Here is a 12,473-nt window from a genome sequence, read left to right as displayed (position 1 = left end):
ATACCCTCGGCTGCCGATGAACCCCACCGTCGCCACCGTGCTCCAAGCCCTTGCCGATCTTGCCCCGGCGACGTCTCCACGGGTTCTCGACGTCACCCGGCCGGGGCAGCCACTGATCTGGCTGCCGGACCCGGAGCGCTGCGGTGTGTCCCGCGAGGTGAACCGGCTGGCCGCCGCCGACATGCTGCACCGCGACGAGCGGACACTGCGCCGCGCCTGGGGGCTGGTCGCCGGGGCGATCGAAACCGACGGGGTCCGGCGCCGGGTCCGGCTGCCGTTGGTGAGCGAACCGGTCCGGCTGGAACGGGCGCTGTACGGCTACCGCGTCGTCTCCGCGGGAGACCTCGAGCTCACCCCGTTGATCGAGGACCGGACCGTCGCCGCGCGGCTGGAGGCGACCGCGCGGATCGAGTCGCTCGTGCGGTCGCGGGCGGCCGGAGAGCGGCTGAGCGCCCACACACCCGGTTCGGCGGCGTGGCTCTCCGCGCCCGAGACCGAGGCGTGGCTGCGTCGCGTCGCCGAGGCGGCCGGGCTGCCGATCTCCGAGGTCGACCGGCAGACCCGGGAGGGCTTTGCCGAGCTGCCGACCCGGGGGCTGGTGCTCTACGTCGCCGCAGCGCTGTTCAGCGTTCGGGACCTCGCCGGTGTCGCCCTCGCCGACGGGCTCCGGGCCTGGGCGGGTCGGCCCGGCCTGGACGAGACGGCATTGGCGACCGTGTACGGCCTGCGCCCCGACCCCCAGCCGAAGCCGGAGCCCGGCAACGCTCCGTCGGGCCCCACCGGCGCGGCCGAGCCGGTGCGGTCGCCGATGCCGCTGAACGAGGCCCAGGCCGAGGTGGTCCGCCGGGTCCGGCACCAGCCGCTGACCGTGCTGTCCGGGCCACCGGGCAACGGCAAGAGCCACGCCGTGGTGGCGGCGGCGATCGACGTGGTCGACCGGGGCGGCAGCGTCCTGGTGGTCACCCAGTCCTCGCACGCCGCCGACGTCCTCGCCGAGCTGCTGGAGCGGTATCCCGGGCCGACCCCGGTGCTCTTCGGCGACGCGGAGCGCCGCGAGGCCATCGCCCAGATTCTGGGGCGGGGACCGGACGAGGTGGTGGGGCCCGACGTCCTGGCCGCGGACGAGGCCGCGGTGACCCGGGCGGCCACCGAGGTGGACCGGATCACCGCGGAGCTGTCCCGGCTGCTGGAGCTGCAGCGGTTGGCGGAGACCGTGCCCCGGTGGGAGCCGAGGCTGCCCGGGCTCCGGTTCGACGTGCCGGGGGTCTTCGCCTCCGACGTCGATCTCGACTCGGTCGCCCGGGCGGTGGGGTGGGCTCGGGACTCCGCCGACGCCTGGTGGCGCCGCTTCCTCCCGGGACGGCCCGGTGACCGGCTGCGGCGCCGGCTCGGCGCCGGCCGTACCGTGTCGCTCGACCGGATCGCCGAGGCGGTCGAGGCGGCCCGGGCGGTCGCCGCGGCGGCCAACCTCGCCACCGTCGGCGGGGCGGACACCCATCCCCTCCTCGCCGAGCTGCTGGCGGCGGACGAGACGCTGGCGGCGGCGGTGGGGACGGCGATGCGCAGCCGCGCGCGCAGCGCCACGCGCTGGGACGAGGAGGCCCGGCGGAGCGCGGCGGCGCTGAGTACGGCGTTGCGGGCCGGCCGCAACCGTCGGCGGGAGATAATCGCCGAGCTTGAGGGGGCGGCGCTGGTGCGGGCGCTGCCACTGTGGATCGGCACCGTGACCGACGTCGAGGAGCTGCTGCCTCCGGTGCCCGGCCTCTTCGACCTGGTGATCCTGGACGAGGCGTCGCACACCGACCAGATCCGGGCCGCCCCGGTGCTGGCGCGGGCCCGCCGGGCACTGGTGGTCGGCGATCCCCGGCAGCTGCGTTTCGTCTCGTTCGTCGCGGACGTGGATGTCGCGGCGACGCTGCGCCGGCACGGGCTGGACAGCCGGTGGGACGTACGCCGGGTCAGTGCCTTCGACCTCGCGGCCGGAGCCGCGCCGACCACCTGGCTGGACGAGCACTACCGCTGCGCGCCGCACCTGATCGCGTTCTCCGCGCACCGGTTCTACGCCGACCGCATCGCGGTGGCGACCCACCATCCGGGCAACGAGGCCGCCGACGTGATCGATGTGGTACGGGTGCCCGACGCCAGCACCGAGGCGGGGGTGAACCGGGCCGAGGTGGAGGCGGCGGTGGCGGTGGTACGGCGACTCGCCGCCGGGGGAGAGGCGGGGATCGGCGTCATCACGCCCTTCCGGGCCCAGGCGGCGGCCCTGGAGGCGGCGCTCGTCGACGCCTTCCCGGTGACCGAGATCGCGCGGCTCGGGCTGCGGGTCGGCACGGTCCACTCCTTCCAGGGCAGCGAGGCGGAGACGGTGGTCCTCTCGCTGGCGCTGAGCGATCCCGTTCCGGCCGGCCGGCTGCGGTTCCTGACCGATCCCCATCTGTTCAACGTGATGGTGACCCGGGCCCGGCGCCGGATGGTGGTGCTCACGTCGCTGTCCGATCCGGACGGTCTGCTCGGCGAGTACCTGCGGTACGCCGAGGTGCCACCACCACCGCGGGGCGAACCCTACGCCGGGCCGGCCGCGGAGGCCGACCGGCGGGACCGGGACTGGACCGGTGCGTTGGCGGCGGAGTTGCACCGGCTCGGCGTACCGGTGCGGCTGCGGTACCCGGTCGGGCGCTGGACGGTGGACCTCTGCGCGGGCTCGGGTGCCGGGGCGGTCGGGCTGATCTGCCGGGTGCACCCGGACGGCGTGGCGGCGCACCTGCGACGGCACCGGTCGTTGACCCGGTTGGGCTGGACCCTGGTCGACGCGTTCGCCAGCCGCTGGGCCGGGGATCCCGTCCGGGCCGCCCTGGAACTCGTCGCCGACTGGCCGCGGCTGCGCTCGTCCGAGCATCCGGTGCCGCGCTGACGGCGTACCCGGGCGGCTTTCCTCCACTCGGCCCGTGGCCGGGCGGCAGTTTTCCTCCACTTCCCTCCACGCCCCGCCGAGCCGGCGTCACGGGGCGCCGGATTTATGCGGCATGTCTGGCGATTCGGCGGTCGTGAGGGGCTGTCGGATTGCGGACCGCCGGGTGGGGAGCCTCGATCCCCTCCACCGACCGCCACCCCGGTTGACGTGCGGTTTCGTCTGGAGAACAGGCGGGTTTTCCGGGCGATTCTGGTTGCGGGTGGAGGGAAGTGGAGTAGAGTGGGGCGCGTTGGGGGGCCAGGAGGGCCCGTCGGCCCGGGGGGCAGCGGCGCCGCGAACGCCGCTGGGAAGGGCGAGGGGGTTGGGGCCGGTGTTTCTCGGCACGCACACCCCTCGCCTGGACGACAAGGGCCGGCTGATCCTTCCGGCCAAGTTCCGGGATGAGCTGGCGGGAGGTGTCGTGATCACCAAAGGGCAGGAGCGCTGCCTCTACGTGTTCCCGATGCCCGAGTTCCAGCGCATCGCGGCACAGCTGCGCGAGCAGCCAATGACGCACAAGGCCGCCCGGGCCTACAGCCGGGTCTTCTTCGCGAGCGCCCACGACGAGATCCCGGACAAGCAGGGTCGCGTCACCATCCCGATCCACCTGCGGGAGTACGCCGGGCTGGATCGGGATCTGGTGGTGATCGGAGCGAGTACCCGGGTGGAGATCTGGGACAAGCGCGCCTGGGAGACCTACCTCGCAGAGAGCGAAGAGGAGTTCGCCGACATCGAGGAGGGGGTGCTGCCGGGCGGACTGTAGGGCGGCGTGCCGACGCCCGACGTACCGCCAGATCTCCACCCGCTCGACGTTCCTGGCGCCTCTTCCCCGGTGCCAGGCGCGATCGTCCGGTGGTCCGACGGTCGGACCCGGGGGACCAGAGCGGATGGGGATCTGGCGGTACGACGGGCAACGGGAACCCGGGCACGTCCGGGCGAGACAGGGGTCACTGGGGGGTCACGATGGGGGAGCTACGCGGTACGCACGTACCGGTGCTGCTCGAGCGCTGTCTTGAGCTGCTCGCCCCCGCCCTGGACCGGGCCGACCGGGCAACCGTGTACGTCGACGCCACCCTCGGTCTCGCCGGGCACGCCGAGGCGGTCCTGGCCGCGCACCCCCGGACCGTCCTGGTCGGACTCGACCGCGACACCGAGGCCCTGGCGCACGCGCGGGCACGACTCGCACCGTACGCCGACCGGATCCACCTGGTCCACGCGGTCTACGACGAGCTCCCGGACGTGCTGGCCCGGCTGGGTTACTCCGAGGTGGACGCTGTCCTGTTCGACCTCGGTGTCTCCTCGCTCCAACTCGACGCGCCCGACCGCGGGTTCGCCTACGCGCAGGACGCGCCGCTGGACATGCGGATGGACCAGACCACCGGCACCACCGCCGAGGAGGTGGTCAACACCTACTCGCACGGCGAGCTCGCCCGGGTGCTGCGGGTCTACGGCGAGGAGCGGTTCGCCGGCCGGATCGCCTCGGCGATCGTCCGGGAGCGGCAGCGCTCGCGGCTCACCTCGTCGGCCCGGCTGGCGGAGCTGGTGCGGGAGGCGATCCCGGCCCCGGCCCGACGTACCGGGGGGCATCCGGCGAAGAGAACGTTTCAGGCTTTACGGATCGAGGTCAACCGGGAGCTGGCCGCGCTGGAGACGGCCTTGCCGGCCGCCCTGGACGCGCTGTCCGTGGGCGGTCGCGTGGTGGTGCTCTCCTACCACTCGCTGGAGGACCGGATCACCAAACAGGTGTTCGCCGGCCGGGCCCGCAGCACAGGGCCGGTCGACCTTCCGGTGGAGCTGCCCGGCAGCGGACCGACGCTGCGGCTGCTCAGCCGGGGGGCCGAGATGCCGGGCGAGGCGGAGGTGGCGGCCAACCCGCGCGCCGCCTCGGCACGGCTGCGGGCGGCGGAACGGATCGACCCGACCGACGACCGGACCCCGACGACGAGGAGGGCCGACCGCGAACGGCCCGGCCGGGGCGTCGCCGGGGAGTCGGACGGGTTCGAGGCGACGCAGGACCCGCCGCGGTCGTCGACCGACGACGGCGGCACGACGGTACAGGGGGAGGGAACATGAACGTCAACAGGCGCGAGCGTCGGGTTGAGCCCGACGTGACGCGCGGCGCTGGGCAGCGAACACCGCGGTCGGGGGGCCGGACCACGGTGCAGCGAACCGGGCGTACGGGTGGCGGACGGTCCACGGTGATCTCGTCGCGTCGGGTGCGGGGGGCACGAGAGTACCCGACGCAGGGCAGCGCCGCGCTGCGGGCGGCCGGAGACTGGGAGCCGTCGGCCGAGCCCAGCCGCACGGTGCGGGTCTGGGACAGCTCGGACGAGCGGCCGGAGCGGCCGGCGGAGTCGGGCGTTGCGGCGCCGGCGGCGTGGCGGACCCGGCTGCGGGTCGCGCCGCCGCTGCCGGTGGCCCGCCCCCGGGTCTCCTTCGTGGCGCTGATCCTGGTGCTGGTCGTCGGCGGGATGCTCGGGATCCTGGTCGTCAACAGCAAGGTCAACGAGAACGCGTTCCGGCTGGAGCGGCTGCAGCAGCAGCAGTCCAGCCTGGACATCCAGCAGCAGCAACTGCAGCAGAAGATCGACGAGGCGAAGGTACCGGGCAACCTGACCGCGCGGGCGCGCAAGCTGGGCCTGGTCGACGCGGGCCCGCCCGCCTTCATCCGGCTGCCGGACGGTCAGGTGATCGGCGTACCGCAGCCGGCCGGCGGCGAGCCGGCGATCACCAGCCAGCAGGGCACCGGGGAATAGCCGGTGACCCCGCGGTCCGACGAACCGCGCCGGGACACGTCGGTGTCCCGGCGCGGCGCGTCACGCCCGGGCGGCGACCGGGAGCCCGGCGCAGGTCGGGAGGCCGGCGGCCCGACCGGGCGGTCCGGCTTCTCCGGGATCTCCGAGGCCCGTGCCTACACCCCGCGCGGGCGTACGGTGCGGGACGCCCCGGAACTCTCGCGGCGCTACCGGACGCCGCTCGGCGACCCGGACGGGGCCGTCCCCTGGGGGCGCACCGCCGAGGCGCGGGTGCGGCGTACCCCGCGGACCAGTCGGTCCGGCGACCCGTTCCGACCCGCGTTGCAGGTGCTCGACGGCGGTCGCGTCGGCGCCGCCCGGACCGTGCACCGCACCGCGGCGAGTGGCGCCGGACGGACCCTCACCGCCCGGCCGGTCCGGGACGGCGAGATGGCGAAGCCGGCGCCGCCGCGCCGGCCGGCGACCGACCCGGCGGGCGCGGCGTCCGGCGGCGACGGATCGGGCCGCCGCCCGCCGCGGCGCCGGCCCCGTCGCCCGCTGCGTCTCGCCGACCCGCAGCGCCGGCTGCGGATCGGCACGCTGCTCGTGCTCGCCATGTTCACCACCATCGGCATCCGGTTGGTCGCCCTGCAGGTGGTGGACGCGCCGGAGTACGACGGCAACGGCCTCGCCAACCGGGTCCGGGAGGTCGTCCTGCCGGCCCCGCGCGGGGCCATCTACGACCGGTACGGCGCGCCGCTGGTCCACTCGGTCGAGGCGCGGTACGTCTTCGCCGACCCCACCCAGATCACCGACCCGGCCCGCACCGCGGCGGCGCTCTCGCCGCTGCTGGGCATCCCGGTCTCCGAGCTGACCGAGCGGATGAGGCCGCAGAAGCGTCCCGACGGGCGACCGTCGCAGTTCGAGTACCTGGCGCGCGGGGTGGAGATCGCCACCGCCGAGAAGATCATGGATCTCGACCTGCCCGGGATCGGCACCGGCCGTGACGAGCGTCGGGAGGTCCCCGGCGGCGACCTGGCGGCGAATCTGCTCGGCTTCACCGGCGAGGAGCTCACCGGGCTGGAGGGGTTGGAGGCCCGCTACGACGACCTGCTGCGGGGGGTGAACGGCAAGCGGGTCTACGAGGTGGGCAAGGGCGAACTGGCCGCCGAGATCCCGGGCGGCTACAACCGGGTCACCAAGGCCCGACCGGGCAGCTCGCTCCAGCTCACCATCGACCGGGACCTCCAGTACGTGGTGCAGCGGATTCTCAGCGAGCGGATGCGGGAGGTCAACGGGGAGATCGGCGCCGCCGTCGTTCTCGACGTCCGTACCGGCGAGGTGCTCGCCCAGGCCAGCTACCCGACCTACGACGCCGCGGACTGGAAGAAGTACCCGGCCGAGGACCGCAACGACGCGGCCACCAGCTTCGTGGTCGACCCCGGCTCGGTGCACAAGGCGATCGTCTTCGGCGCCGGGCTGGAGGAGGGGGTGATCACCCCGCAGACCGCCTGGCGGATCCCGAACGGCGTCTGGAAGGGCGACCGGTACTTCCAGGACACCCACCCGGCGCAGGGCCGGAAGCTGAGCGTCGCGGGGATGCTCGGGTACTCCTCCAACGTCGGGACGATCCGCATCGCCGACGCCCTCGGCCCGGAGAAGCTCTACCAGTACCAGCTCCGGTTCGGGCTGGGCCAGCCCACCGGGGAGGGGGTGCTCGGCGAGGCCGCCGGCCGGGTGCTCAAGCCGGCCGAGTGGAGCGGATCGACGTACGGGTCGGTGCCGATCGGGCACAGCGTCGACGTGACGCCCCTGCAGATGGCGGCCGTCTACGCGGCGATCGCCAACGACGGTGTCTGGGTGCAGCCGCACCTGGTGCGGGAGATCATCCCGCCGGACGGCCCGCCCCGCCCCGGCCCGGCCCCGAAGACCCGCCAGGTGCTGAGCCCGGCCACTGCCGCCGCCCTGCGTCAGCTGCTGGAGGCGCCGGTCTCGATCGAGGGCGGCACCGCCACCAAGGCCGCCATCCCCGGCTACCGGGTCGCCGGCAAGACCGGCACGGGCTCCCGGGTGGTGAACGGCCGGTACGCCCCGGGCGAGGTCGCCTCGTTCATCGGTATGGACCAGGCGGACCAGCCCCACTACGTGATCGCGGTCTTCGCGTACACCCCGCGGGGCGGCGGCGGGGACATCGCCGCCCCGGCGTTCAAGGAGATGATGGAGTACACCCTGCGGCACTATCGGGTGCCCGCAACCGGCAGCACGCCGCCGAAGTTTGTCGTCTATCCGCGTTGACCAGGCCGAACAGGACATCATCGGTAGGTGCGGGCAAACCACCGGGGCGGCTGTGCGGGGCGTACCCCCCGACGGGGTAGGGTCTGACGCCGTGCCCGGCAATCCCCGACCCCAGGCCGTGACACCGCGCCGGCTCGCCGAGCTTGCCGCGCGGGTCTCCGTCGACCTGCCGCCGGAGGCCGCCGACGTGGCGGTCACCGGGCTGACCCACGCCAGCGGTGAGGTCAGGCCCGGCGACCTGTACGCGGCGTTGCCCGGCGCCCGCCGGCACGGTGCCGAGTTCGTTCCGGCCGTCGCGGAGGCCGGCGCGGTCGCCGTGCTCACCGACCCGGCCGGTGCGGCGGCGGCCCGCGAGGCGGGGCTGCCGGCCCTGGTCGTCCCGGACCCGCGGGCGGTGCTCGGCGAGGTCGCCGGCGCGGTCTACGGCGACCCGACGGCCGGGCTCACCATGATCGGGATCACCGGGACGGCCGGCAAGACCAGCACGACGTACCTGATCGAGTCGGGGCTGCGGGCCGCCGGGCACGTCACCGGTCTGATCGGCACCGTGGAGACCCGGCTCGGCGACCTCACCGTGGCCAGCGTCCGGACCACCCCCGAGGCGCCCGACCTGCACGCCATGCTCGCCGCCGCCCGGGAGCGGGGCGTCACCGCGGTGGCGATGGAGGTCTCCAGCCACGCCCTGGCCCTGGGTCGGGTCGGCGGGGTGCGGTTCCGCGTCGGCGGCTACACCAACTTCGGCTCCGACCACCTGGACTTCCACGCCGACGCCGCCGACTACTTCGCGGCCAAGGCCCGGCTTTTCGACGGCCGCTGCGCCGTCGAGGTGCTCAACCACGACGACCCGGCGCTGGTTCCGCTGCGCAAGCCGGGGACGATCACCTACTCGGCCGCCGGCGACCCGGCCGCCACCTGGCGCGCCGAGGCGATTCGCGACTCCGGCTACGCCCAGACCTTCACCGCCTACGGACCGGACGGGGTAATGGTCGAGGCGGGGGTGGGACTGCCCGGGCGGCACAACGTCGCCAACGCGCTGCTGGCGATCGCCACCCTGGTCGCGACCGGGGTGGATCCGGCGGTGGCGGCGGCCGGGGTCGCCGCCTGCCCGGGGGTGCCCGGCCGGCTCGAACGGGTCGCCGCCCCCGGCCCGGTCCACGGGGTGGTCGACTACGCCCACAAGCCGGACGCCGTGGTCGCCGTCCTTGCCGCCCTGCGTGGGCTGGCCGGCGCCGACCACCGGCTGATCTGTGTGATCGGCTCCGGGGGCGACCGGGATCCCGGCAAGCGTCCGATGATGGGCGCCGCGGCGGCGCGGGGGGCCGACGTGGCGGTGATCACGGACGACAATCCGCGCAGTGAGGACCCGGCGGTGATCCGGGCCGCGGTGCGCCGGGGTGCGGAGGAGGCCGGTACGCCGGCCCGGATCCTGGAGGTGGCGGGCCGCCGGGCCGCCATCGCGGAGGCGGTTCGGCTCGCCGAGCCCGGTGACGTGGTCGCGGTCCTCGGCAAGGGGCACGAGCGCGGCCAGGAGATCGCCGGCCGTACCGAGCCCTTCGACGACCGGGTCGAGCTGGCGAGCGCGCTGGCCGCCCGTTTCGACAGCGTGGTGGGGCGCCGATGATCCCGATGACCCTGGCCGAGATCGCCGCCGCCGTCGGCGGCCGGTTGGCCGCCGACGATCCGGACCTGACCGTCACCGGTCCGGTCGAGTTCGACTCCCGCGTCATCCGTCCGGGTGGGCTCTTCGTGGCGTTCCCCGGCGAGAGGGTGGACGGTCACGACTTCGCGGCGTCGGCGGTCGCCGACGGTGGTGCGGTGGCGGTGCTCGGCTCCCGGCCGGTCGACGGTGTGCCGATGGTGCTGGTCGAGGACGCCCGGGCGGCGCTGGGCCGGCTGGCCCGGGTGGTGCTGGACCGGCTCCCCACGCTGACCGTGGTCGGGGTGACCGGCTCGTCCGGCAAGACCACCACCAAGGACCTGGTGGCCCAGCTCACCGCCCGGCTCGGTCCGACGGTCGCGCCGCCGGGCTCGTTCAACAACGAGCTGGGGCATCCGTACACCGCCCTGCAGGCCGATGCCGACACGCGCTACCTCGTGCTGGAGAAGGGGGCCCGGGGGATCGGCCACATTCGCTATCTCTGTGAGATCGCCCCGCCCCGGATCGCCCTGGTGACCAACGTGGGGGTGTCGCACATCGGCGAGTTCGGCTCGGTCGAGGCGATCGCGCAGGCGAAGGGGGAGCTGGTCGAGGCGCTGCCGGCGGACGGGCTCGCGGTGCTCAACGCCGACGATCCCCGGGTACGCGCCATGGCGGACCGGACGGGCGCCCGGGTGCTGCTGGTCGGCGAGGCCGTCGACGCGCACCTCCGGGCCGAGGAGGTCACCCTCGACGACCGGGGGCGGGCGGCGTACACCCTGGTGACCCCGGGCGGGCGGGTGCCGGTGCGACTGCGGATCAGCGGGCGGCACCAGGTCGGCAACTCGCTCGCCGCCGCGGCGGTGGCGTACGACCTGGGGATGCCGCTGGACGAGCTGGGCGAGGCGCTCGGCGGGCTCGGCCTGCCCTCGACCCGGCGGATGGACGTCTTCGACCGCGCCGACGGGGTGACGGTGATCGACGACTCGTACAACGCGAATCCCGCCTCGACGGGCGCGGCGCTGCACGCGCTGGCCGGGATGGGCCGGGGGCGGCGCACCGTCGCGGTGCTCGGCTACATGGCCGAGCTGGGCGCGTTCGAGCGGGACGGGCATGAGGAGGTCGGTCGGCTCGCGGCCGAGCTGGGAGTCGACCGATTGTTGGTGGTCGGTGAGCCGGCCGCGCCGATCCGGGACGGAGCGGCGGCGGTGGCGGATTGGGGAGGAGAATCGGTGCTGGTTACGGATCAGCAGGCGGCGATCGAGCTGCTACGGCGCGAGCTGCGGCCGGGCGACGTCGTCCTGGTGAAGGGTTCGCGTTACCGCACCTGGGACGTGGCCGACGCGCTGCGTGAGGCGGCCGTTGCCCCCGAGGAGGGCGCGCGATGAGCGGCGCGAGCGCTTCGACCGGGCCGGTGGCGTCGGGCGCGCCGGTCGCGGCCGTCGCGGTGTCTCCGGCTGTCGCGGTACCGTCGCCCGTCTCGGCGGTCGCGGCTGTCACGGCGGTTCCGGCGGTTCCGGCGGAAGGTGTCGCGGCGTGAGGGCGGTCATCGTCGCCGTCTTCGTGGCGTTCCTGATCTCGCTCTTCACCACACCGATCGCGATCAGGGTCTTCACCCGGTTGAAGGCCGGTCAGCCGATCCGCGCCGAGGGCCCGGTGATGCACCTGGGCAAGAAGGGCACCCCGACGATGGGTGGGGTGGTCTTCATCGTCGCCACCGTGATCGCGTACGTCGCCGGCCACCTCGCGCTGACCACGCTGCCCGAGAACCAGATCGCCCAGGTCACCCCGACCATCACCGGGCTGGTGCTGCTCGGCCTGATGGTCTTCTCCGGCGCGGTCGGTTTCCTCGACGACTTTCTCAAGGTCCGCAAGCGCAACAGCGCCGGGCTGAACAAGCGGGGCAAGCTGCTCGGCCAGATGCTGGTCGGGGCGGTCTTCGGGGTGATCGCCCTCTACTTCCCCAGCTCCTTCGGGTTGACGGTCGGCAGCACGACGCTCTCGTTCATCCGGGACATCGACGCGCTCGAGGTGGGCAAGATCGCCTCGGTGATCATCTTCATCTTCGTGGTCATGGCGACGACCAACGGGGTGAACCTCACCGACGGGTTGGACGGTCTGGCCACCGGTGCCTCGGTGATGGTGCTGGCGGCGTACGGGCTGATCGCGTTCTGGCAGTACCGGCACTGGTGCGCCGACGAGGCGTACGCGGCCGGCGGGGCGTACTGCTACATGGTGCGGGACCCCCTGGAGATCGCGCTGATCGCCGGGGCGGCGGCCGGTGCCTGTGTCGGCTTCCTCTGGTGGAACACCTCGCCGGCACGGATCTTCATGGGCGACACCGGGGCGCTCGGGCTCGGCGGGCTGATCGCCGGCATGGCGATGTCCACCCGGACCCTGCTGCTGCTGCCGATCCTCGGCGGGCTGTTCGTGATCATCACGATGTCGGTCGTGATCCAGGTGATCTCGTTCCGGACCACCGGTAAGCGGGTGTTCCGGATGTCCCCGCTCCAGCACCACTTCGAGCTGGCCGGATGGAGCGAGGTCAACATCGTCGTCCGGTTCTGGATCATCGCGGGGATCGGGGTGGCGATCGCCCTGGGGCTCTTCTACAGCGAGTTCCTCGCCGCGGTCGGCTGACCCCGGCCTCGGCGCCTCCTCGGTGACCGGGAGGTGTCGCCGGTTCCCCAGGGGTCCGGCGACACCTCCCGGGTCGACCACCGCCCACCTCCCGAACCGACCACCGTCCCACGCGGCTCGACACGCCGGCCGGCCGATTGCCCGCCCGCGGCGCGGGCCAGCGCCGATGATGGGCGCAAGCGGGAGGACGAAGGAGTGGCGCGGTGACGGACGA

Annotated in this window: 8 protein-coding genes; all 8 read left to right on the top strand. The window is 74.2% G+C overall.

The window, feature by feature from the left end; translation table 11 throughout:
* The first annotated feature begins 16 nt into the window (after positions 1-16).
* The 8 genes from EF879_RS16590 (at position 17) to mraY (ending at position 12,259) form a co-directional block, all read left to right on the top strand.
* Complete coding sequence (locus tag EF879_RS16590; protein ID WP_123559588.1) at positions 17-2,914, top strand: AAA domain-containing protein; 2,898 nt, start codon at positions 17-19, stop codon at positions 2,912-2,914.
* A gap of 370 nt (positions 2,915-3,284) precedes the next feature.
* Complete coding sequence (mraZ, locus tag EF879_RS16585) at positions 3,285-3,716, top strand: division/cell wall cluster transcriptional repressor MraZ (RefSeq protein WP_123559586.1); 432 nt, start codon at positions 3,285-3,287, stop codon at positions 3,714-3,716.
* Between the two features lie 200 nt (positions 3,717-3,916).
* On the top strand, positions 3,917-5,026 hold the full coding sequence (gene rsmH, locus EF879_RS16580; protein WP_123559584.1) for a 16S rRNA (cytosine(1402)-N(4))-methyltransferase RsmH: 1,110 nt from the start codon (positions 3,917-3,919) through the stop codon (positions 5,024-5,026).
* Entirely contained in the window at positions 5,023-5,709 is a 687-nt protein-coding gene (locus tag EF879_RS16575; protein ID WP_123559582.1) for a hypothetical protein, read from the top strand. Before rsmH ends, EF879_RS16575 begins: the two co-directional genes overlap by 4 nt.
* A 429-nt stretch (positions 5,710-6,138) precedes the next feature.
* Complete coding sequence (locus EF879_RS16570; protein ID WP_370375519.1) at positions 6,139-7,983, top strand: peptidoglycan D,D-transpeptidase FtsI family protein; 1,845 nt, start codon at positions 6,139-6,141, stop codon at positions 7,981-7,983.
* Positions 7,984-8,035: 52 nt separating this feature from the next.
* Positions 8,036-9,604 (top strand): UDP-N-acetylmuramoyl-L-alanyl-D-glutamate--2,6-diaminopimelate ligase, encoded by a 1,569-nt coding sequence (locus tag EF879_RS16565; RefSeq protein WP_123559578.1) that lies wholly within the window; start codon positions 8,036-8,038, stop codon positions 9,602-9,604.
* Positions 9,601-11,007 (top strand): UDP-N-acetylmuramoyl-tripeptide--D-alanyl-D-alanine ligase, encoded by a 1,407-nt coding sequence (gene murF / locus EF879_RS16560; RefSeq protein ID WP_123559576.1) that lies wholly within the window; start codon positions 9,601-9,603, stop codon positions 11,005-11,007. The genes EF879_RS16565 and murF overlap by 4 nt, the downstream gene beginning before the upstream one ends.
* A gap of 148 nt (positions 11,008-11,155) precedes the next feature.
* Positions 11,156-12,259: a phospho-N-acetylmuramoyl-pentapeptide-transferase gene (gene mraY / locus EF879_RS16555; protein WP_123559574.1), complete on the top strand. Its 1,104-nt coding sequence runs from the start codon at positions 11,156-11,158 to the stop codon at positions 12,257-12,259.
* The last annotated feature ends 214 nt before the right edge of the window (positions 12,260-12,473 follow it).

Origin of the sequence: Micromonospora sp. HM5-17 (assembly GCF_003762835.1) — a bacterium.
GTDB lineage: Bacteria > Actinomycetota > Actinomycetes > Mycobacteriales > Micromonosporaceae > Plantactinospora.
Note: the sequence above shows the minus strand (reverse complement) of the source record. Positions and strands in the feature narration are given on the sequence as shown.

Coding starts and splice junctions, on each gene's coding strand:
- EF879_RS16590 (WP_123559588.1), top strand. CDS start 17: ATGAACCCCACCGTCGCCACCGTGCTCCAAGCCCTTGCCGATCTTGCC.
- EF879_RS16570 (WP_370375519.1), top strand. CDS start 6,139: ATGGCGAAGCCGGCGCCGCCGCGCCGGCCGGCGACCGACCCGGCGGGC.
- murF (WP_123559576.1), top strand. CDS start 9,601: ATGATCCCGATGACCCTGGCCGAGATCGCCGCCGCCGTCGGCGGCCGG.
- rsmH (WP_123559584.1), top strand. CDS start 3,917: ATGGGGGAGCTACGCGGTACGCACGTACCGGTGCTGCTCGAGCGCTGT.
- EF879_RS16575 (WP_123559582.1), top strand. CDS start 5,023: ATGAACGTCAACAGGCGCGAGCGTCGGGTTGAGCCCGACGTGACGCGC.